The 22,397-nt window shown below is 66.3% G+C and carries 18 protein-coding genes; 8 read left to right on the top strand and 10 right to left on the bottom strand.

Features of this window, described 5'->3' with window-relative positions; translation table 11 throughout:
• Positions 1-95 precede the first annotated feature (95 nt).
• The 6 genes from FQU96_RS36980 to FQU96_RS36955 form a co-directional block, all read right to left on the bottom strand.
• Entirely contained in the window at positions 96-2,147 is a 2,052-nt protein-coding gene (locus tag FQU96_RS36980) for a hydantoinase/oxoprolinase family protein (RefSeq protein ID WP_146546440.1), read from the bottom strand.
• 150 nt (positions 2,148-2,297) lie between these two features.
• On the bottom strand, positions 2,298-3,023 hold the full coding sequence (locus FQU96_RS36975) for an ABC transporter ATP-binding protein (protein ID WP_146546439.1): 726 nt from the start codon (positions 3,021-3,023) through the stop codon (positions 2,298-2,300).
• Positions 3,013-3,780: an ABC transporter ATP-binding protein gene (locus FQU96_RS36970; protein ID WP_146546438.1), complete on the bottom strand. Its 768-nt coding sequence runs from the start codon at positions 3,778-3,780 to the stop codon at positions 3,013-3,015. The genes FQU96_RS36975 and FQU96_RS36970 overlap by 11 nt, the downstream gene beginning before the upstream one ends.
• On the bottom strand, positions 3,777-5,831 hold the full coding sequence (locus tag FQU96_RS36965; RefSeq protein WP_146546437.1) for an ABC transporter permease: 2,055 nt from the start codon (positions 5,829-5,831) through the stop codon (positions 3,777-3,779). Before FQU96_RS36965 ends, FQU96_RS36970 begins: the two co-directional genes overlap by 4 nt.
• A gap of 138 nt (positions 5,832-5,969) precedes the next feature.
• Positions 5,970-7,172: an ABC transporter substrate-binding protein gene (locus tag FQU96_RS36960; RefSeq protein ID WP_146546436.1), complete on the bottom strand. Its 1,203-nt coding sequence runs from the start codon at positions 7,170-7,172 to the stop codon at positions 5,970-5,972.
• 162 nt (positions 7,173-7,334) lie between these two features.
• On the bottom strand, positions 7,335-8,750 hold the full coding sequence (locus tag FQU96_RS36955; RefSeq protein WP_146546435.1) for a short-chain fatty acyl-CoA regulator family protein: 1,416 nt from the start codon (positions 8,748-8,750) through the stop codon (positions 7,335-7,337).
• Between the two features lie 136 nt (positions 8,751-8,886).
• Here FQU96_RS36955 and FQU96_RS36950 point away from each other — a divergent pair, with 136 nt between their 5' ends.
• From FQU96_RS36950 to prpB, 4 genes are read left to right on the top strand one after another with little or no spacing between them, the layout of a single operon-like run.
• On the top strand, positions 8,887-9,315 hold the full coding sequence (locus FQU96_RS36950; protein ID WP_146546445.1) for an acyl-CoA thioesterase: 429 nt from the start codon (positions 8,887-8,889) through the stop codon (positions 9,313-9,315).
• The gene (locus tag FQU96_RS36945) at positions 9,312-10,832 is read left to right on the top strand and encodes an MmgE/PrpD family protein (RefSeq protein ID WP_146546434.1); all 1,521 of its coding nucleotides are present in this window, start codon (positions 9,312-9,314) and stop codon (positions 10,830-10,832) included. Before FQU96_RS36950 ends, FQU96_RS36945 begins: the two co-directional genes overlap by 4 nt.
• Before the next feature lie 18 nt (positions 10,833-10,850).
• Positions 10,851-12,023, top strand: coding sequence for a 2-methylcitrate synthase (prpC, locus tag FQU96_RS36940; RefSeq protein WP_146546433.1), 1,173 nt, complete (start codon positions 10,851-10,853; stop codon positions 12,021-12,023).
• Positions 12,024-12,030: 7 nt separating this feature from the next.
• Positions 12,031-12,954 (top strand): methylisocitrate lyase, encoded by a 924-nt coding sequence (gene prpB / locus FQU96_RS36935; RefSeq protein WP_146546432.1) that lies wholly within the window; start codon positions 12,031-12,033, stop codon positions 12,952-12,954.
• A 76-nt stretch (positions 12,955-13,030) separates the two neighbouring features.
• Here prpB and FQU96_RS36930 read toward each other — a convergent pair whose 3' ends face one another.
• Entirely contained in the window at positions 13,031-13,987 is a 957-nt protein-coding gene (locus tag FQU96_RS36930) for a LysR family transcriptional regulator (RefSeq protein WP_146546431.1), read from the bottom strand.
• 103 nt (positions 13,988-14,090) lie between these two features.
• Here FQU96_RS36930 and metE point away from each other — a divergent pair, with 103 nt between their 5' ends.
• The 3 genes from metE (at position 14,091) to FQU96_RS36915 (ending at position 18,115) form a co-directional block, all read left to right on the top strand.
• Positions 14,091-16,382: a 5-methyltetrahydropteroyltriglutamate--homocysteine S-methyltransferase gene (metE, locus tag FQU96_RS36925; RefSeq protein ID WP_146546430.1), complete on the top strand. Its 2,292-nt coding sequence runs from the start codon at positions 14,091-14,093 to the stop codon at positions 16,380-16,382.
• A gap of 135 nt (positions 16,383-16,517) precedes the next feature.
• A complete protein-coding gene (locus FQU96_RS36920) occupies positions 16,518-17,030 on the top strand; it encodes a GNAT family N-acetyltransferase (RefSeq protein ID WP_146546429.1) in 513 nt (170 codons plus the stop codon).
• 35 nt (positions 17,031-17,065) lie between these two features.
• Positions 17,066-18,115: a class I SAM-dependent methyltransferase gene (locus tag FQU96_RS36915; RefSeq protein ID WP_146546428.1), complete on the top strand. Its 1,050-nt coding sequence runs from the start codon at positions 17,066-17,068 to the stop codon at positions 18,113-18,115.
• Between the two features lie 157 nt (positions 18,116-18,272).
• Here FQU96_RS36915 and FQU96_RS36910 read toward each other — a convergent pair whose 3' ends face one another.
• Positions 18,273-18,503, bottom strand: a complete 231-nt coding sequence (locus FQU96_RS36910) for a hypothetical protein (protein WP_146546427.1) — start codon at positions 18,501-18,503, stop codon at positions 18,273-18,275.
• 25 nt (positions 18,504-18,528) lie between these two features.
• Entirely contained in the window at positions 18,529-20,148 is a 1,620-nt protein-coding gene (locus FQU96_RS36905; RefSeq protein WP_146546426.1) for an isocitrate lyase, read from the bottom strand.
• Between the two features lie 151 nt (positions 20,149-20,299).
• Here FQU96_RS36905 and FQU96_RS36900 point away from each other — a divergent pair, with 151 nt between their 5' ends.
• Positions 20,300-21,718 carry a short-chain fatty acyl-CoA regulator family protein gene (locus tag FQU96_RS36900; protein ID WP_146546425.1) on the top strand — a complete coding sequence of 473 codons (1,419 nt, stop codon included), beginning with the start codon at positions 20,300-20,302 and terminating at the stop codon, positions 21,716-21,718.
• Position 21,719: 1 nt separating this feature from the next.
• Here the strand turns inward: FQU96_RS36900 and FQU96_RS36895 are convergent, their stop codons facing one another.
• A complete protein-coding gene (locus FQU96_RS36895) occupies positions 21,720-22,304 on the bottom strand; it encodes an amino acid synthesis family protein (protein ID WP_146546424.1) in 585 nt (194 codons plus the stop codon).
• Between the last annotated feature and the right edge of the window lie 93 nt (positions 22,305-22,397).

Raw genomic sequence — 22,397 nt, 5'->3', positions numbered from 1 at the left:
GAGAAAACTGTTACCCATGTGGTGAGCACAAACTGTTACCCATGTTGCGGCTGAAGACCTTCGGGCACCTCCCCCAACTGCGTTGGGGGAGGAGATCATACGACCTCCAGCACGAGGTTGCCGAGGGTATCGAGGGAGACTTTGTTGCCGGGCTCGACGACGATGGTGGTGTCGAGCTGCTCGATGATAGCGGGGCCCTCGAAGCGCGCGTCGAGCGGCAGGCGGTCGCGCGACAGGATCGGGGTGTCGCGCCAGCCGCCCGGCTCGAACCACACCTTGCGGGTGCCCACCGTCGCGCCGGCCACGTCCTTGGCCTTGTCGCCGCTGGTCAGTGCCCCGAGTTCGATCGACGGACGGCGGCCGATCACGGCGGTATGCAGGTTCACCAGCACGGCGCGGATCTCGGGCAGCTCGACGCCGAAGCGACGCCAATAGGCAGTCTCGAACGCGGCGCGCAGGTCGGGCACCGACACGTCGATGCGCGGCAGCGTCACGGTGAGCATGTGGCTCTGGCCCTGGAACTGCATGTCGGCGAAGTGCAGGCGCGTGATACCGTCGATCGCGACACCCTCCTGCTTCAAGGTCGCCTCGCCCTCGGCGATCTGCGCCTCCAGGATGGCGCGCACGCGGCCCTCGTCGAGCGCCGGCAGCGGCGTGTTGACGGTGCGCACGTAGTCATGGCGCAGGTCGGCCACGACGCAGCCCAGCGCATTGGTGATGCCCGGGCGGGCCGGCACCAGCACCTTGGGGATCGCGAGCTCGCGCGCCAGCGCCACGGCATGCAGCGGGCCGGCGCCACCGAAGGCGAACAGCGCGAAGTCGCGCGGATCGTAGCCCTTGGCCAGGGATACCAGTCGGATGGCGCCGGCCATGCGGTCGTTGGCCACGCGCAGGATCGCCGCCGCGGCCGCCGTCCAGTCGAGACCGAGCTTGTCACCAATGTCGGTCGCGATGCGGGCGCGCACGTGGTCGAGCGACACCGGCGTGTCGACCGACAGCAGGTGGTCGGGATTGAGCCGGCCCAGCGCCAGGTTGGCATCGGTGATAGTGGGCCGCTCGCCGCCGCGGCCGTAGCAGATCGGCCCGGGCCGCGCGCCGGCACTGTGCGGACCCACCCGCAGCATGCCCGACGGATCGACATGCGCGATCGAGCCACCGCCGGCGCCGATCGTGTGCACGTCGACCATGGGCACGTGGATCGGCATGCCGTATTCGAGGTCGAGCTCGCTCGACACCTGCGGCACGCCGTCCTTGATCAGGCCGACGTCGGTCGAGGTGCCGCCCATGTCATAGGTGACCAGATTCTCCTGCCCGCAGGCGCGGCCGGTGTAGGCCGCCGCCATCACGCCTGAGGCAGGACCCGACATCACGGTGTTGACGGCGTGGCTGGCCACCAGACCCGCCGTCACGGTGCCGCCGTTGCCCTGCATCACCAGCAGGTCACGCGCGAAGCCGCGGTCCTTCAGCTCGCCGACCAGACGGCCGACATAGCGGTCGAGGATCGGCTGCACGGCGGCGTTGATGCTGGCTGTGGTGCCGCGCTCGTACTCGCGGTACTCCGACACGATCTGGTGGCCGGCGGTGACGTAGGCGTTGGGCCACACCGTGCGTGCGATGTCGGCGGCGCGCCGTTCGTGGGTGGGGTTGATGTAGCTGTGCAGGAAATGGATCAGCAGCGCCTCGCAGCCGGCGTCGCGCAGATGCTCGGCGGCGGCGCGCACCGCCGTCTCGTCGAGCGCCGTCACCACCTCGCCTTCGGCATCCATGCGCTCGGCCACTTCCAGCCGCAGCTCGCGGGGAATCAGCGGCTCGAAGCTGCCCGTGAGGCCATAGGGCTTGGGCCGGGTGCGGCGGCCCAACTCCAGCACGTCGCGAAAACCCCTGGTCGTGATCAGGCCGACTTTGGCGACCTTGCGTTCCAGCAGGGCGTTGGTGGTGGTGGTCGTGCCGTGCACGATCGCCTGCAAGGCGCGCGGATCGAGTTTCGCCTGCTCCAGCGCCGCGACGAAACCGAAGGCCTGATTGTCGGGCGTGGTCGGCACCTTGGCCAGCGACACCGCGCCGCTCTGCTGATCGACCGCGATCAGATCGGTGAAGGTGCCACCGACATCGATGCCGACGACGATGGTGGGCGCTTGGTGGGTCATTGTATTCCCATGGTCGGGCAGTCCGTCATCCCGAGCGTCGCGAGGGATCTCCCACGGAAGACGCACGGTGCGCCACGCGCAGGAGATCCCTCGCTACGCTCGGGATGACAGGGGCCTGGATGACGATAAGAACGTGGCATGCCCCGGCCCTCACACCGACAGATACTGCTCGCGCACCGCCGGATCGGCGCGCAGGTCATCCATGGTGCCGGCGAAGCGCACCCGGCCCTTCTCGACGATCACGGCATGGTCGGCGACCAGCGATGCGAAATGCAGGTTCTGCTCCGAAAGGATCACGCACAAGCCCTCCGACCGCATGGCGCGGATGGCCTGCGCCATCTGCTCGACGATCAGCGGCGACAGACCCTCCGACGGCTCGTCGAGCAGCACGCAGCGGGGGTTGCCCATCAGGGTGCGCGCGATGGTCAGCATCTGCTGCTCGCCGCCCGACATGCGCCCGCCCGGCCGGCTTTTCATGCGGCCGAGATTGGGGAACAGCTCGAACAGCTTGTCGGGTGTCCAGGTCGGCGCGCCGTCGCGCGCCTTCTGGCGCCCGACCTCAAGGTTCTCCAGCACCGACAGGTCGGTGAAGATGCGGCGGTCCTCGGGCACGAAGCCCAGTCCCAGCCGCGCGATGCGATAGGGCGCCAGGCGATCGATGCGGGTGCCATCGAACACGATCGTACCTTCCGCCGGCGGCACCAGGCCCATGATCGACTTCAGTGTCGTCGACTTCCCGGCGCCGTTGCGACCCAGCAGCGCCAGCACATCACCCACGCGTGCCGTGAGCGCCACGTCGGCCAGGATGTGAGCCCGTCCATAGAAGGCATGCAGGCCGTCGACCTGCAGCAGGGTGTCGCGCGCTTCAGTGGGCATGGCCGTACATCGCGCCGGAGCCGAGATAGACAGCCTGGACCTGCGGATCGGCACGCACCTCGGCCGGCGTGCCCTGCGCGATCAGTTTGCCGCGGTCGAGCACGATGATGCGATCGGCATGGGCGAACACCACGTCCATATCGTGCTCGGTGAACAGCACCGCGACCTGCCGCTCGCGCGCCAGGCGGGCCGCCAGTTCCATGAGCTGCACACGCTCCTTGGGCGCCATGCCGGCGGTCGGCTCGTCCATCAGCAGCAGCTTGGGATCGTTGGCCAGCGCCACCGCCAGCTCGACCCGCTTGAGATCGCCGTAGGCCAGCACACCGCACACGCGCTCGGCCTGGTCGCGCATGGCGACCCGCTCCAACAATGCATCGGCCTCGTCGCGGTAGAGATCGCCGGCGCGCGCGAAGACGGCGCCGATGCGCCGGTGATGCGACAGCAGCGCCATCTGCACGTTCTCGCGCACCGTCATCGACACGAAGGTGGCCGTGATCTGGAAGGTGCGGCCGACGCCCAGCCGCCACACCCGCCGCGGCGGCAGGCCCACGATGCTGCGGCCATTCAGCTGCACACTGCCGCCATCGGGACGCAGCTGCCCATTGAGCATGTTGAAGCAGGTCGACTTGCCCGCCCCGTTGGGCCCGATCAGCGCCAGCAGCTCGCCCGCCGCGATGGTGAAGTGCACGTCATCGACCGCGCGCACGCCACCGAACGCCTTGGAGAGACCGCGCACGTCGAGGACGGTTGCGGTCATATGCCCCCTCCCCGCTCATCACCTCCCCCCTTGCGGGGGAGGTCGGCGGCGCGCAGCGCCGACGGGTGGGGGGTCTGCACACGAGGCACCTGATGTGAGGCACCCCCCTCCCCAGCCCTCCCCCACAAGGGGGGAGGGGGCGTGAGAAGACGCCGCAGGCGGTGCCAGAGCTGGCGGGTACCGCCGACGATGCCTTGCGGGAAGAGCAGCACCAGGGCGAGGATCACCAGGCCCAGCAGCGCGCGCCAGAATTCGGTGCGCCGGGCCAGCTCGTCCTTCAGCCAGGTGAAGACGGCGGCGCCGGCCACCGGGCCGGTCAAGGTCTCGACGCCGCCCAGCAGCACCATCACCAATGCATCCGTCGACAATGCGATCGACGTGAGCTCGGGCGAGATGCTGCCCTTGGAAAAGGCGAACAACGCGCCGGCCAGGCCACCCAATGCGCCGGCCACCGCGAAGGCGAACCACTGCTGGCGCCGCAGGTCGATGCCGATGGCCTCAGCGCGCAACGGCGAGTCACGGCCGGCGCGCAGCGCGTAGCCGAAGGGCGAGAAGAGCAGGCGCCACAGGAAGGCGATGCCGATGCCGCACAGGGCCAGCGCCAGCCAGTAATACGCGCTCTTCGACGCCAGCCAGCCCGACGGCCAGACGCCGATCATGCCGTTGCTGCCGCCGGTGAAGGAGTCCCACTGGAAGATCACCGACCAGGCGATCTGCGCGAACGCCAGGGTCAGCATCGCCAGATAGACGCCCGACAGGCGCACGCAGAACCAGCCGAACAGCAGCGCGAAGCCGCCGGCGACCGCGGGCGCCGCCAGCAGCGCCACTTCCATCGGCAACGCGGCGCGCTTCAGCAGCAGCGCCGCGGCGTAGGCGGCGATGCCGAAATAGGCGGCGTGGCCGAACGACACCATGCCCGAGGGCCCCATCAGCACATGCAGGCTGACGGCAAACAGCGCGAAAATGAAGATGTCGGTCAGCAGCACCATCAGGTAGCGGTCGTGGCCCATCACCAACGGCACCACCGCCAGCAGCACCATGACCGGTGCCCATACCGGCCAGCGCGGCAAGGAGAGCGGCGGCGCGGCCTCGCCGGCGGCGCGCTGCAGCACCGGCGGCCGGCCCAGCAGGCCGTAGGGCCGCGCCACCAGGACAGCGGCCATCACCAGGAATTCGACGACCAGGGTGAGCCGCGAGAACGAAACCTCGAAGCCGAGAATGCTCTGCGTGCCCAGCGCGACGCAGAATGCCTTCACCACGCCGATCAGGATCGCCGCCAGGAAGGCGCCGGGCACGCTGCCCAGCCCACCGACCACGGTCACCACGAAGGCATCGGCGATCAGCGCCAGGTCCAGTCCCAGATGGGCCGGCTCGCGCGGCAACTGCAGCGCGCCACCCAGCCCCGCCAGCATGGACCCAATGAAGAAGACACCGGTGAACAGCCAGGTCTCGTTGACGCCCAGCGCGCCCACCATCTCGCGGTCCTGCGTGGCAGCGCGCACCAAGGCGCCCCACCGCGTGCGACTGAGCGCCAGCCACAGCGCCAGCAGCACCACGGGCGCGATCACGATCAGGGCGAGGTCGTATTGCGGCACGCGGCGGTCGAGGATGGTGACGGTGCCGCTCAGCCCCGGCGCGCGCGGACCCACGAGATCCTCGGCGCCCCACACCGCGAGCGCGATGTCCTTGACGACCAGCACCACGGCGAAGGTGGCCAGCAGCTGGAACAGCTCGGGCGCACGGTAGATGCGGCGCAGCACCAGCACTTCGATCAGCACGCCCACGATGCCGACCAGGACGGCGGCGATCACCACCGCGGCCCAGAAGCCCAGCGGCGTGCGGCCGAAACCGCCGAAGGCGAACAGCTGGGTCGTCAGGCCTTCAAGCAGGGCATAGGCGCCGTACAGGCCCAGCATGTAGAGCGAGCCGTGCGCGAAATTGACGATGCGCGTGACGCCAAAGATCAGCGACAGGCCGGCCGCCACCATGAACAGCGACGAGGCACCGGCCAGACCGTTGAGAAGCTGGGCAATGAAACTGGCGAAGGTCACGGGGTTATTCCCTCCCCCAACGCAGTTGGGGGAGGTGGCCGAAGGCCGGAGGGGGACCGGACGTGGTCTCCGTTACATAGACCACGTGGGGTCCCCTCCGCCCCTTCGGGGCACCTCCCCACTGCGTGGGGAGGAGGATCAGTTCGTGGGCCGCATGCGGCGGATGTCGTCGTCGGACGGCATGGCGTCCTTGCCGTCGACGTAGCGCCAGTTGACCATCACGCCCTTGCCGTCCTTGACGCCGAGCTGGCCGACATAGGCGCCCATGGTCGACTGGTGATCGAGCGGCCGGTAGGTGATGTCGCCGAACGGCGTGCTGTGGGTCAGGCCCGACATGGCGTCGACCAATTTCTCCTGGTCCAGCGCAGCAGCCTTCTTGATCGCCGCCGCCGCCGACATCACGGTCGAATAGCCCACGATCGAGCCCAGGCGCGGGTAGTCCTTGAACTTCGCCTGGTAGGCGGCCAGGAACTTCGCGTGCTCGGCGGTCTTGATCTCGGACCACGGGTAGCCGGTGACGTACCAGCCGCTGGGCGTCTCCTCCTTCAACGGATCGAGATACTCCGGCTCGCCGGCCAGGATGTTGAACACCTCGACGCCCTTGAACAGCTCGCGCTGATTGCCCTCGCGCACGAATTTCGCAAGGTCGGGCCCGAACAGCGAACTGAAGATCGCGTCCGGCTTGGCATCGGCGATCGCCTGCGCCACTGCGCCGGCCTCGATCTTGCCCAGCGGCGTCGCCTGCTCGGTGACGAACGTGGCGTCGGGCTGCTGCGCCTGCAGGAGCTTCTTGAAGGCGGCGGTGGCTGACTGGCCGTATTCGTAGTTGGGGTAGACGATGGCCCAGCGCTTCTTCTTCAGCTTCACGGCGTCGGGGACCAGCATCGCGGTCTGCATGTAGGTCGAGGCGCGCAGGCGGAAGGTGTAGCGGTTGCCCTGGTCCCAGGTGATCTTGTCGGTCAGCGGTTCGGCGGCGATGAACAGCGTCTTGCGCTGCTTGGCGAAATCGGCCACCGCGAGCCCGACGTTGGACGGGAAGGTGCCGATCAGGAAGGCGACGTTCTCACGGCTCAGCAGCTCCTCGGCCACGCGCACCGCATCACCCGGCGTGCCGCCGTCGTCGCGCGAGACGATCTCGATCTTGCGTCCCAGCACGCCGCCCGCGGCATTGACCTCCTCGGCCGCCAGCTCCCAGCCCTTCTTGTAGGGCTCGAGGAAGGCGGGAAAGACCTTGTAGCTGTTGAGCTCGCCGATCTTGATCGGACCGGATTGCGCGCGCGCCGGCAGCGTCAGTCCCGCTGCGGCACCGGCGGCAAATCCGAGGACAGTCCTGCGTTTCATAGTGTCGGATCCCCTGGTTCGAATAAACGCAGATTGACGAGAAAATGACGCACCGCACAAGGCTTACGGAAGATCGTTCGTAAGCAAACGATCTCGCATTCTATCGCTGTGCCGCAATGCCGGTAAAGACCCTACGAAGCGTCGGTGCTCTCCCGAAGGTGTTCATGCCGTCCTGTAGGGAACGAAGCGGTGCCGGTTTTCGTCGATCGCGAGCGCCTTGCCGATCGGCGGGAAGGCACGCTGGGGGCACACGGGCCGCTCGCAGATCTTGCAGCCGGCACCGATCGGCGTCGCCACCCGTGTATGGCCGAGGTCGAGCCCCTTCGAGTAGACCAGTTTGGCCGCGTGCCGCAGATCGCAGCCCAGGCCGATGGAGAATGTCTTGCCCGGCGCGCCGTATTCGCCGTGTCCGCGTGTGACGGTCCGCGCAACCCAGAGGTAGGTGCGTCCATCAGGCATTTCGGCGAGCTGTGTCAGGATGCGGCCGGGGTGCGCGAAGGCTTCATAGACATTCCACAGCGGGCAGGTGCCGCCCACGCGCGAGAAGTGAAAGTCTGTTGCCGACTGTCGCTTGGAGATGTTGCCCGCTCGGTCGACGCGAACGAAGAAGAAAGGCACACCCTTGGCTTCCGGCCGTTGCAGCGAACTCAGGCGGTGGCACACCGTTTCGAAGCCGACGCCGAACTGGCGGCCCAGGCGCTCGATGTCGTAGCGCAACGATTCGGCGGCCCGCAAGAAGGGGATGTAGGGAAGCACCAGCGCGCCGGCGAAGTAGCTGGCAAGCCCGATGCGCGCCAGCGCCCGCGCCTCCGGTCCGGTCAACGATGCGGCATCGACCAGCGCGCGGATCGTGTCCTCCATTTCCAGAAAGGCAAGCTGGGCCGCCATCTGAAACGCGTGCTGGCCGGGCCGCTGGCCGGGCGACAGGTGCAGGACCCGGCTGCGGGAATCATACAGGCGCTGTGTGCCCTCGCCGTCGTCGGACGCGTCGAAGGCGACCCGAATGCCGTGGCGTTTCGCGAGATAGGCGGCCAGGTCGACATGCAGGCTGCCCGGCACCAACGAAGCACGTGCATAGAGCGCTTCCGCTGCCTGGTCGAGCTCGGCAATGTGGTTGTGACGGACATAGAAGAAATCGCGCACTTCCTCGAACGGCATCGGCGGCAGGCCGTTCGCCGGCCGGTCATCGCCCAGCCGCGTTGCCAGGGCTTGCGTACGCTCGATCGCCTGACGATATCGGCCGTGCAGCGTCACCAGCGCGCGTCCTACCGCCGGCATGTTCGACGCCAGTTCGCGGATCTCGGCCAGCGCCACGCTCTCGCCGGTCTGCGCCTCGGACAGCGCATCGCGCAGATCGGCAATCAGCCGCGCTTCGTCGTTTTCGGAGAAGAGCTGCACGTCGACACCGAAGACCGCGTTGATCTTCAGCAACACCGGCACGGTGAGCGGCCGCTGGTTCTTCTCGAGCTGGCTGAGATAGCTGTTCGAGAGGCCCAGCGCCGTCGCCAGCGCGGCCTGGGTCAGGCCGCGTTCCTCGCGCAGGCGTCGCAGCCGGACCCCCATGAAGGCTTTGCTCATCGACCATCCACAAAGTTTGCAAATTCACCGTATGGACTACACAAATGTAAGCAAATTCAGTCATTTTACGCAGTCGCTCATTTGCGCATATTGCGAGCATCCGCAGCTTCCGCAAGCCCCTGGAGCGACCCGATCGATGCATACCGCTCTGGTGAACAGCTACCTTGAGGCCGGTGAGGAAACACGATTCGTCGAAGTCGTCTTTCCGGAGCAGGCCAATCATTACGGCACGCTCTTCGGCGGCTCGGCGCTGAGCCTGATGGGCAAGGCCGCCTTCGTCGCCGCCAGCCGTCGCGCCCGACGAACCGTCGTCATGGCCGGCACCGAGACGGTCGATTTCCACCAGCCCGTTAAAGTCGGCCAGGTCGTCGAGCTGACAGCCACCGTCGTGCGCGTGGGGCGCACGTCGATGACGGTCGCGGTCGACGTCATTGCCGAAACGCTGCTCGACGGTCGGCGCGAGCTTGCCATGCGCGGCCGCTTCAAGATGATCGCTCTCGACGCCACGGGACGACCGACGCCGATCCCCGACGCCTCACCCCTCAGCCAGGAAGACGCCTCGTGAAGCTGCACCGTGTTCGTACGTACAAATCAGCCGAAGCGCTGCCGCGCGAGGACCAGCTCGCCTGGAAGATCGCCACGGTCGCCGCCGATCCCGTTGCGGTGAGCGACGACGTCGTCGAGATGATCGGCAACCGCATCATCGACAACGCAGCGGTCGCGGCGGCATCGCTGAACCGCGCGCCGGTGGTGAATGCGCGCGCCCAGGCGATGGCGCATCCTTACCGACCCGGCGCCACGGTCTACGGCCTCACATCCTATCCCAACCGACGGGTCTCGCCGGAATGGGCGGCATGGGCCAACGGCGTGGCGGTGCGCGAGCTCGACTACCATGACACGTTCCTCGCCGCCGACTACTCGCATCCGGCGGACAACATTCCGCCGGTCCTCGCCGTCGCCCAGCATTGCGGCCTCAGCGGCGCCGACCTCGTGCGCGGCCTGGCCGCGGGCTACGAGATCCAGATCGATCTCGTGACGGGCATCTGCCTGCACGAACACAAGATCGACCACATCGCCCATCTCGGGCCGTCGGCCGCCGCCGGCATCGGCGCAGCGCTCGGCCTGCCGGTGGAGACGATCTACCAGGCCGTGCAGCAGGCGCTGCACGTGACGACAACGACACGCCAGTCGCGCAAGGGCGAGATCTCGAGCTGGAAGGCCTACGCGCCTGCCTTCGCGGGCAAGATGGCGGTCGAAGCGGTCGATCGGGCGATGCGCGGCGAGGGCGCGCCATCGCCGGCCTACGAGGGCGAAGACGGCTTCATCGCCTGGCTGCTGGGCGGTCCCGGCAAGACCTACGAGGTACCATTGCCGGCGCCCGGCGAAGCCAAGTGCGCCATTCTCGACAGCTACACCAAGGAGCATTCCGCCGAGTATCAGAGCCAGGCGCTGATCGACCTGGCGCGACGCATGGGCCCGAAGGTCGGTGACGTCGCACGGGTCAAGGACATCCTGATCCGCACGAGCCACCATACACACCATGTGATCGGCACCGGCGCCAACGATCCGCAGAAGATGGATCCGAACGCGAGTCGCGAAACCCTCGATCACTCGATCATGTACATCTTCGCCGTGGCGCTGCAGGACGGCGGCTGGCATCACGTACGCTCCTACGCGGCAGAGCGCGCGCAGCGGCCCGATACCGTGGCGCTGTGGCACAAGGTGCGCACTGTCGAGGATCCCGCTTGGACGCGGCGCTACCACTCGACCGATCCGGCCATCAAGGCGTTCGGCGGCCACGTTGCCATCACGCTCGACGACGGGCGCGTGATCGAGGACGAACTCGCGGTTGCGGACGCGCACCCGCTCGGCGCCACGCCGTGGCAGCGTCCCGACTACGTGAAGAAGTTCCGGATCCTGGCGCAGGGCGTCGTGCCCGAAGCCGAACAGAACCGCTTTCTCGACACGGTCGCCCGCCTGCCCCGCCTGGCGGCCGAGGAGCTCGGCGGCCTCACGTTCGCGGTCGACATCGACCAGCTCGCGACGGTCAACACGCGCGCCATCTTCGCGCCACCGGCCTGAGATCAGGGAGTTCCCCGCATGGCCCAGCCTGTCACCAATACCCCGAAGAAGTCGGTCGCTCTCTCGGGCGTGCCGGCCGGCAACACCGCGCTGTGCACGGTCGGCCGCAGCGGCAATGACCTGCACTATCGCGGCTACGACATCCTCGACATCGCCGAACGCTGTGTCTTCGAGGAGATCGCCCATCTCCTGGTCCATGGCGCACTGCCGACCCCGTCACAGCTCGCGGCCTACAAGGCCAAGCTGCGGTCGCTGCGTGGGCTGCCGGCCGCGGTGAAGCGCACGCTGGAAGCCATCCCGGCGGCGGCGCACCCGATGGACGTGATGCGTTCGGGCGTTTCGGCGCTGGGCTGCGTGCTGCCCGAGGCGCACGACCACAATCATGCCGGTGCGCGCGACATCGCCGACCGTTTGATGGCCTCGCTGGGCTCGATGCTGTTGTACTGGCACCACTACGCCCATCACGGCCGGGTCGTCGATGTCGAAACCGACGACGACAGCATCGCGTCGCACTTCCTGCATCTGCTGCAGGGCGCGCGGCCCAGCGCCTCGCATGTGCGTGCGATGGACACCTCGCTGATCCTCTATGCCGAGCACGAGTTCAACGCCTCGACCTTCACCGCCCGTTCGATCGCCGGTACCGGCGCCGACCTCTACTCGGCGGTGACCGGCGCCATCGGCGCCCTGCGGGGTCCCAAACATGGCGGCGCCAACGAGGTCGCCTTCGAGATCCAGCAGCGCTATGCCGACGCCGATGAGGCGGAAGCCGACATCCGCCGGCGCATCGCCGCGAAAGAGGTGGTCATCGGTTTCGGTCACCCCGTCTACACGATCGCCGATCCACGCAACGAGGTGATCAAGCGGGTGGCGCGCACGATCGCTGAGGAAGCCGGCTCGATGGCGATGTTCGCGGTCGCCGACCGGATCGAATCGACCATGGCGGAAGCCAAGAAGATGTTCGCCAACCTCGACTGGTTCAGCGCCGTCTCCTACCACCTGATGGGCGTGCCGACGGCGATGTTCACGCCGCTGTTCGTGATCGCACGCACCTCGGGCTGGTGCGCCCACGTCATCGAGCAGCGCATCGACAACAAGATCATCCGACCGTCGGCGATCTATACAGGCCCCGAGAATCGCACGTTCGTCCCCCTGGCGCAGCGCGGTCCGTCGTCCGCGACACGCGCGGCATGAGGTATCGATGACCTACCTCGTCGCCGACGATCTTCCCGATCAGCCTGCCGGGCATCGCTTCCGCCAACGCCTCGCGCGGCCGGGCGTTCTCGGCCTGCCCGGCACGCACAACGGCCAGGCAGCTCTGCAGGCGAAAGCGGCCGGCTTCGAGGTGGCCTATCTCTCGGGCGCGGCGATGACGGCGTCGATGGGCCTGCCCGATCTGGGTATCATCACCGTCGACGAGGTCTGCTTCTTCATCCGCCAGGTTGCGCGCAGCGGCCTGCCAGTGCTGGTCGATGGCGACACCGGACATGGCGAAGCTCTCAACGTCATGCACATGGTGCGCGCCTTCGAAGAAGCGGGCGCTGCCGCCGTGCATGTCGAGGACCAGCTCCTGCCCAAGAAGTGCGGACACCTCAACGACAAGAAACTGGCAGATCCGCACGACATGGCGGCCAAGATCGCGGCCGCCGCCAAGGCGCGACGGCACCTGTATCTGATCGCGCGCACCGACGCGGCAGCCAGCGAGGGGATCGAGGGCGCCGTCGCGCGGGCGAAGCTCTATCTGCAGGCCGGCGCCGACGCGATCTTTCCCGAGGCGCTGATCGATGCCGAGATGTTCCGCGCCTTCGCCCGCGCGATGCCCGGTGTGCCGCTGCTGGCCAACATGACCGAGTTCGGCCGCACGCCGTTCTTTACCGCCTCGGCGTTCGAGGCGATGGGCTACCGCATGGTCATCTGGCCGGTATCGTCCCTGCGCGTCGCCAACAAGGCGCAGGAAGAGCTCTACGCCGCCATCCGACGCGACGGCGGCGCGCATCGCATGGTCGAGCGCATGCAGACCCGCGCCGAACTCTATGCCACCATCGGCTATCATGACTACGAAGCGCTCGACGCCTCGATCGTGCGCACCGTCCTGCCGAACGGGCCACCGGGTCGTACCGACTGACCCAGCGGAATACATCAGTATTCCTGGGAGCGCGGGCGTCCCGCCCGCATCAAGGCGAAAGCTCCGCTTTCGCGCGTCATGAGCGGGCCGGAGGCCCGCGCTCCCAGGGCTCGCTTCGCTCGCGATGACATGTCTCGCGCTCAGCCAAACCCGATGAGCCGCGCGCCAGATCGATGAATGCCTTCACATAGTCGGTATCGATGTCGGCCTCGCGGATGCCGAGGAAAATCTGCTTGGCGATACCGTGCGGCCCCAGACGGACCGGGACGACTTCCATCTTGTCCGCGTACTCCAACGCCAGCCAGCGCGGCAGGGCCGCCACGCCGCGACCGCTGGCGACCATCTGCAGCATGATGTCGGTGGTCTCGATCGTCTTGTGGCGCCGGGGGCTGATACCCACCGGCTGGAGGAACTGGTTGTAAATGTCGAGCCGGTCGATGGCGACGGGGTACGTGAGCAACACTTCCTGGGCCAGCTGCTGCGGCTCGACATACGGGGCCGCAGCCAGGCGATGGCGGCTGCCGACGACCAGCACCTGCTCATAGTCGAAGACAGGCTCGAAGCGCAGCCCCGGCTTGTGCATCGGATCCGGCGTCACCAGCAGGTCGATCTCGTAGGCGAAGAGCGCGCCGATACCGCCGAACTGGAACTTCTGCTTCACGTCGACGTCGACATCAGGCCAGCGCTCCAGGTACGGCGACACCACCTTGAGCAGCCATTGGTAGCACGGGTGGCATTCCATCCCGATGCGCAGGGTACCACGCTCGCCCTGGGCGAACTGGCGCACGCGTTCCTCCGCCAGGTCGAGCTGAGGCAATACCCGGTTGGCGACCGCGAGCAGATACTGCCCCGCCTGCGTCAGCCGCAGGTTGCGGCCCTCGCGCAGCCAGATGTCGGTGCCGAGATTGGACTCCAGCTTTTTCACCGCGTGGCTCAGCGCCGACTGCGTGAGGCACAGCACATCGGCCGCGGCAGTGAGCGAACCCTGCCGCTCGACCTCGCGAATGATGGCGAGATGTGTCCGCTCGAGCATGGTCAATGAAGCCTACTCATGAGTCTCTGAATTAAGACCATTATACTTCATATGCCAGATGCCACAGGTTGCCCAGAATCCTTTGGAAATATGGGAACCATCCATGATCACGACCCACAATCTGGGCTTCCCCCGCATCGGTGCGAAGCGCGAACTGAAATTTGCGCTGGAGTCCTACTGGAAGGGTGAATCCGCGCGTGACGATCTGACATCACAGGGTGTCGATCTGCGGCGCCGTCACTGGGCGCACCAGGCCAGGCTCGACCTGGTGCCGGTCGGCGATTTCGCCTTCTACGACCAGGTGCTTGATATGAGCTTCACGCTGGGCAACCTGCCCGAGCGCGTGCACGGCTTCCACGGCGATGCGCTCGACAACTACTTCCGTGTCGCGCGCGGCCGCTCCGCGCAGTCCGCGGAAGACCATGCGGCATGCTGCGGCGGCGTTGCGGCCGGCGAGATGACCAAGTGGTTCGATACCAACTACCACTACATCGTTCCCGAGTTCACGGCGGCCACCGCATTCAAGCTGGACGCGTCGCGCCTGCTAGAACAACTGGCCGAAGCCACGACGCAAGGCGTCAAGACCAAGGCCGTGATCATCGGTCCGGTCACATATCTGGCGATCGGCAAGGCCAAAGACGAGTCCGACAAGCTCGCGCTGCTGCCGCGCCTGCTGCCGGTGTACGCCGAGTTGCTGGCGACGCTGGCTGCCCAGGGCGTGGAATGGGTACAGATCGACGAACCCATCCTCGTCACCGAGCTCTCCGCCGCCTGGCAGCAGGCCTTCCGCACCGCCTATGCCGCGCTGTCGACTGGCAAGGTCAAGCTGCTGCTCGCCACCTACTTCGGCCAGTTGCGCGAGAACCTGCCGCTGGCATGCGCGCTGCCGGTGCAGGGAGTGCACCTGGATGCCGTCAATGCGCGCAGCGAGGTCGAGACGCTTCTGGCTCAGCTGCCAAAGGACCGCGTGGTGTCGCTGGGCGTGATCAACGGCCGCAACATCTGGAAGACCGACCTGAACGCCGTGCTCGCCTGGCTCGAGCCGGTGGCCAAGCAGCTCGGCGACCGTCTGTGGATCGCGCCATCATGCTCGCTGCTGCACGTGCCGGTGGACCTCGCCCGGGAACAGAAGCTGGACTCCGACGTGAGGTCGTGGCTGGCGTTTGCGCTGCAGAAGCTGGACGAACTGAAGGTGCTGGCCGACGCGCTGAACAACGGCCGCGACAGCGTGAAGGACGCACTCGCCGCCAACCAGGCAGCCATCGATGCACGCCGCAACTCGCCGCGCGTGAACAACCCCACTGTCAAGGCGGCCATCGACAAGCTCGACCCGGCGGCGGGCCAGCGCCGGCACGTCTATGCGCAGCGCGCGCCCAAGCAGGCGGCGCTGCTGAAGCTGCCGGCCTATCCCACCACCACCATCGGCTCCTTCCCGCAGACCGGCGAGGTCCGCCACGCCCGCAGCCAGTTCAAGGCGGGCCAGCTCGACGCGGCCGGCTACAAGGCCGCGATGCAGGCTGAGATCGCGCGCAGCGTGCGCGAGCAGGAAACCCTGGGCCTGGACGTGCTGGTGCACGGCGAGGCCGAGCGCAACGACATGGTCGAGTATTTCGGCGAGCAGCTCGACGGCTACGCTTTCAGCCAGTTCGGCTGGGTGCAGTCGTATGGCTCGCGCTGCGTGAAGCCGCCGATCCTGTTCGGCGACATCAGCCGCCCCAAGGCGATGACCGTGGGGTGGATCAGGTATGCGCAGTCGCTGACCAGCAAGCCGATGAAGGGCATGCTGACCGGCCCGGTCACCATCCTCAACTGGTCCTTCGTGCGCGACGACCAGCCGCGCTCGGTATCGTGCCGCCAGTTGGCGCTCGCGATCCGCCAGGAGGTGCTGGACCTGGAGAAGGCCGGCGTGCGCGTGATCCAGATCGACGAAGCCGCGCTGCGCGAGGGCCTGCCGCTGCGCAAATCGCAATGGGCGGACTATCTGGACTGGGCGGTGGAGTCCTTCCGTATCACCGCCAACGGCGTGGCGGACGAAACGCAGATCCACACCCACATGTGCTATTCGGAGTTCAACGACATCATCGCGTCGATCGCCAACATGGATGCCGACGTCATCACCATCGAGACATCGCGTTCGGACATGGAACTGCTCGACGCCTTCGACAACTTCAAGTACCCGAACGAGATCGGGCCGGGTGTCTACGACATCCACTCGCCGAACATCCCGACGCGGGAGCACATCGAGCAGCTGATGAAAAAGGCCGCCGAGCGCATTCCGGCCGAACGACTGTGGGTCAATCCGGATTGCGGGCTCAAGACGCGCCAGTGGACGGAAGTCGTCCCGGCGCTGGCGAACATGGTGGCGGCGGCCAAGGCCCTTCGCGCTCAGGGTTGAGGCCGGCAGCCAACGGACACACAAAGCCCGCAGCGCCAGCGGGGCTTTGTGACTAGCGTGACGGTGCCAGCGTCTCTCTCACGATGAGGCGCTGGCGGGAAGGATCATGGCGCCAAGGTTGTGTACGATGTCGCAATGATCACAATCCGAACCGCCTCATATCAAGACGTTGCCAACCTACCCGCCATCGAAAAGAGTTCCGGCTCCATTTTTGAGCAATGGCGTGGCCTGGAATGGATCGCCAACGATGACGTCCAATCAGAAGACGAACATCGATTCGTCATCGCAAACGGCGTTGCGCTCGTCGCCGAGCACAACGAACAAGGGCTCGTCGCATTTTTGAATGGCGAGTTCATGTCGAATGAACTGCATATCTGGCAGATTGCTGTTCATCGGGACCATCAAGGACAGGGTATCGGGCGAAAGTTGATCGAGGCCGTGCGTCGCATTGCGATCGCGAAAGGAGGCAGGGCTCTTACCTTGACAACCTTTCGGGACGTGCCCTGGAACGAACCTTACTATAGACGCCTCGGTTTCGATACTTTGGACGTTAATGACGTTCCCCCGCGATTGGCGGACATTCTGAACAAAGAGGCTCACGCGGGCCTGCCTCCAGAACAGCGCTGCGCTATGGTGATGGCGCTCTAACCCGTGAGCGACATCTGCCCGCAGCAAGCAACCTGATGGAGCAAGTAGTGACGTTGGGCTCGCACGAACTGTGGCGCCGCGCGAGAGCCGTGGCAGATGTTGCCCGCTATGGCTTGTCTTATGCGATGGTGCGCTATTTCGTGAGCGCCCCGGTGCCGTTGGACCCTGACCATGTCTGGGGGTTCCTGACGCGCCCCGGACCGGCCTGGCAGGATGCTTTCATCCAGGGATATCCTTTCCGGTTTCAACGTCGGTGGCTGCTCGCGCGCCGATTTTCCCGAAGTCACGCCGACGGTATTGAAGAGCACTATGATGTTTCCAATGCTTTTTATCGCCTGTTTCTCGACCGCGATCTCATGCTCTACAGCTGCGCCGATTTTGACCGTCCGGACGACACAATCGAAACCGCTCAAGTCCGCAAAGCCGACTATCTGCTCAACCTGATCCAGCCCCGCGCGGGAGAACGGATTTTGGACCTCGGATGTGGCTGGGGCGGCATGATGCACCACATCCATGCTCATACGGGCGACCGCGCCGGACTTCGCGGCATGACCCTGTCCCGAGAGCAGGCTCGCTACGTCAGCGAAAAATTCGGCTACGACGTGGTGCTCGAAGACTTCATCACGGCGGCGTTCGAGCCCGCTTCCTATGACAAAATTTACGGTATCGGCTCGATGGAGCACGTCAGGCCGAACGAGGTGCTGCCGCTGTTGCGGCGCTTGCACCAGGCGCTGGCGCCGACCGGCCGGCTGGTGCTGCACTTCTTTTCCCTGAACGGTGACGATCTGCCCACCAGCACGATCACCGGACAGATCTTCTTTCCGGGATCGGCGCTGTCTCGCTACGAGGACTTCCTGCAGGCGGCTGGCGATGCCGGCTTCACCATCACCCACGATTCGACGCATGACTACAGGCCCACGCTGCGCGCCTGGTTCGATCGGCTGGTGCAGAATCGGGACGAGGCCATCGCCCTGGTCGGCGTACAGACCTATAATCGCTATCTGACGTTCTTCCCGGCGTCGTGGACGTTTTTCGATCAGAAGCAGGCAACCCTGCATCGATTTGTTCTGGAAAAAGCGCGATGAAGGGACGGGACTATTGCGTGGCCCTCCGCTCCGTGAGCGTTTGCATGTCTGCGCGTGGGATGGCCGTCGCTCCAGGACGCCAGAAACGCCGGCCTATCAGGCTCTGAGAAGGCGGATCGCCGCCCGTGGCAGGGCGGCGATCCTCAAGGGCCCGTTCTCAGGCGGCGCCTCGCGTCTTGGCATCGCGCACCATGGGGATCATCTGGTCGCCCCAGTTGCCCTTGCCATCGTGGTGCCGTGAGACTCGCATCAGCTCGATCGACAGGCCGTTGTTCACGGCGCGCGCGATGGCCTCATTGAGCCGATGCACCGCATCGGCGACCCGGTTGACGGCGCGGTCCTGCTCGGAGAGGTCGGCCGGCGCGACCGGTTTGAATTCGCTGTCCATCTCTAGTCTCCTTCGGGCTTGGGGTTCACTCCGCGGCAAACTGGTTCATCGTGTTGGCGTGGCCGCCCGCCTTCAGCGCGCGATCGCCGGAGACCATCTCCTTGAAGGTGTCGCCGAGATCGGAGCCGACCTCGTGCTGATGCTTCACCGCCGCGACGCCGCGACGGATCTCCTCGCGCTGCACCGTGTTGACGTAGGCGCGCATCCGGCCTTCGCCGAAATAGTCCCGCGACAGCTCGTCCACGCTCTTGGCGGTCAAGTGGAACGTCGGCAGGGTGATCAGGTTGTGGAAGACGCCGGCCTTCGCCGAGATCTCGACCTGGAAGCGGGCCAGGCGCGCGTCGGTCTCGCGGCCCAGCTCGGTGTCGTCGAGTTCGGATGACATCAGCGCCTGTCCGGACGGATAGGCATCGCGCGTGATCCGGCCCGCGGCCACCCATTCCTCGACCACCTGCTTGCGCAGGTTCAGCGTCCAGTTGAACGACGGCGAGTTGTTGTAGGCCAGCTTGGCGTGGGGCGCGACCTTGCGGATCTCTTTCACCATCGCGGCGATCTCGGTGACGTTGGGCGTGTCGGTCTCGATCCACAGCAGGTCGGCGCCGCCCTCGGTCAGGGCCGCGACGCAGTCCTCGATGACGCGCGCGCGTCCGGATCCCTCGGTGAAGGCGAAGAGGCCGTTGGCCATGCGCACGGGCTTCACGAAGGCGCCGTCCTTGTACAGCGCCAGTTCGCCGTCGCGCACAGGGTTGTCCTTGCCGATGGGCTCGGTCTTCAGCCACTTGATGTATTCGGCGGCATGATCGCCAGGATGGCGGCTGACCGGCACCTTCTGCGTCAGGCCGGCGCCGAGGCTGTCGGTGCGCGCGACGATCACGCCATCGTCGACACCGAGTTCCTCGAAGGCGAGGCGGCAGGCCCGCAGCTTCTCGATGAAGTCCTCGCGCGGCACCGTCACCTTGCCGTCCTGGTGCCCGCATTGCTTGGCGTCGGACACCTGGTTCTCGATCTGCAGGCAGCAGGCGCCTGCCTTGATCATCTCCTTGGCGAGCAGATAGGTGGCGTTCTCGTTGCCGAAGCCGGCGTCGATGTCGGCGATGATGGGCACGACGTGGCTCTCGAACGCATCGATGGCCTTGATCGCCGCCTGTTCGCGGACGTCGTCGCCCTTGGCGCGCGCCTCGCGCAGCGCCTTGAAGAGATCGTTGAGCGCCACTTCGTCGGCCTGGCGCAACGAAACGTAGATCTCGTTGATCAGGTCGGCGACGGCGGTCTTCTCGTGCATCGACTGGTCGGGCAGATGGCCGAAGCGGTTGCGCAGGCCCGCCACCATCCAGCCCGACATGTAGACATAGGCGCCCTTGGTCGTTCCGCGCAGCCGCTTGACCGACTTGATCATCTGCTGGGCATGGAAGCCCGACCAGCAACCCAGCGACTGCGTGAACTTCGAGCTGTCGGCATCGTAGGCCGCCATGTCGGCACGCATGACGCTGGCCATGTCGCGGGCGATGTCGAGATGCGTGGCGTAGGTGTTCTGCATCTTGAGCTGGATGATGTCGTCCACCGCGACGCCACCGGGCGTCACACCCTGCGGGTATCGGCGCAACAACGTCGTGCGGTGTTCTGCGTAGGTCTTGCGGGGGCTCATGCTCGATGCTCCGAAGGCGTCGCACCGGCGGGGTGCCGGTCGCTGATGCCTCCGACTTAACCCCGACGCCCGAAAGGTCTCACGTCTGTTGGGGCCAATTTGTCACGATATGACATTGTATGGCGTGTAAATTAATGACAAAGTGACAACCATGGACAGCGGTAAGAAGCTCTTCCTGGGTGGCCGGTTGCGGCGGCTGCGCCGCGACCTTGGTCACAGCCAGGCACAGATGGCCACGGAACTGCGTATCTCCGCGAGCTACCTGAACCTCCTGGAGCGCAACCAGCGGCCGGTGACCACCCAGGTCCTGCTGCGGCTGGTCGAGGCGTACGATATCGACCTCAAAAGCCTGACCCTGGACGGGCAGGACGGCGGGTCGAATCTGGAAGAAGTGTTGGCCGATCGCCTCTTTGCCGACCTCTCGATCAGCCGCCACGAGATCGCCGAATCAGCCGAAGCGGCGCCGGGCGTAACGGATGCTTTCGTTCGTCTCTATCGCGCCTACCTCGAACGCGGCCGCTTGATCGATCTCGGTGCGTTCGATCGCGATCGACGCGCCCCCCGCGCGACCATCGAGCCCACCGAATGGGTTCGCGACCTGGTCGGCGCCCAACGCAATCATTTTCCGGAGCTGGAGCAGTACGCCGAGTCCATTCTGGCGGCGCTGGCCGTCGAACCTCAGGACCTCGCGGCGGCGGCACAGCAGCGCCTCCAGGCCGCCCACGGCACAAGGTGCCGCGTCATGCCCATCGAGGTCATGGGCGGCCTGCTGAGGCGTTACGACCACCATCGCCGCAGACTGATGCTGTCTGAAACGCTGGCGCCGGCCGGCCGTGTCTTCGGCATGTGCTACCAGCTCGCCCTGCTCGAGCATGGTGCGGACGTCAAGGCCCTGGCCGACCGATTTGCGCCACCCGACGCCACCAGCCTGAGGCTTCTGAAGGTATTCCTGACGAACTACATCGCCGCGGCGCTGATGATGCCCTATGCGAAGTTCCTCGCGGCGATGGAAGCAAGCGCCTACGACATCGAACGCGTTCGCCCCCGCTTCGGCGTCAGCTTCGAGCAGGCCGCACACCGTCTGACAAGCCTCGGGCGCCAGGGCGCCCGCGGCATTCCTTTCTTCATGGTGAGGATCGACGCGGCGGGCAACATCTCCAAGCGCTACGCGGCGGAGACGTTTCCCTTCTCGCGCTTCGGCGGCACGTGTCCGCGCTGGAACGTGCATGACTGCTTCCGCACGCCGGGGCGCATCCTCACGCAGATCATCGAAACACCGGACGGACAGCGGTACTTCACCGTGTCGCGCACGGTCAGGCGGGTCTCCGGCCTGCTGGCCTCGCAGGACGACGAACTCGTGGTCGGGTTGGGCTGCGACCTGAGATACGCCAGCAAGCTGCGCTACGCGCGGGGCTTCGACCTTGCCGCGCCGCTGGTCGTCGAGATCGGACCCTCCTGTCGGATTTGCGAGCGACCCGCCTGTCCGCAGCGCGCCGCCGCCCCCATCAGCAAGAACCTGATCATCGAGGAAGCCAGCAAGTCGCTCGCGCCCTTTCCGTTCGGCCGATAGCTCAGCGCTGGCCGTCCCACAGCTTGATCTCCTCGACGCGCAGGCCGCCGACCCGCGGGTGCGGCCGGCCGCCGGTCGACAGGCCGACGATGAAGACGATCTCGTCGGGCTTGGGGCCGTCGGGCACGCAGAATTCGATGGCGTCGAAATGGCTGCGCACATAGGCAGCATTGACGTGGTGCAGCGGGATGTCGATGCGCGCGCCCGCCGAGGCGACCTTCACGGTCGAGGGCACGAGCGCCTTGGCGCCACCCATCGCCTCGCGAATGCCCCAGCCGCTGGGTTGATGCCACAGCGCGGCATGCTCGAGTTCACCGGCGATGCCGACGACGACGCCCTTGCCGTAGGCCTCGATCGCCGGCCCCTGCGCATCGAGCGCGGCGATCAGGCGGCGGGTGATGTCGAGCGCCAGCGGTTTCAGCGCATCCATCATGGGCGCGATGTCGGGCACGTAGCGGCCGGCATAGGGATTGCGCACCACGGCGCCGATGGCGCCCTTGCGCACCGGATCCTCCAGCGGCGGACCGCCGTCGTGCCAGACCTCCTCGATCCCGGTCACGATCTTGCGGATCTCGATATCGGCCATGGCGTTCCCCGTGTTGTTTTCTGCCGCCATCGCATATGGCGCGCCATGAAAGCTAACCACAGAGACACAGAGGCACAGAGACAACACAGAGGA

It is taken from the genome of Reyranella sp. CPCC 100927 (genome assembly GCF_007859315.1).
In the GTDB taxonomy this organism is placed as follows: Bacteria; Pseudomonadota; Alphaproteobacteria; order Reyranellales; family Reyranellaceae; genus Vineibacter.
Note: the sequence above shows the minus strand (reverse complement) of the source record. Positions and strands in the feature narration are given on the sequence as shown.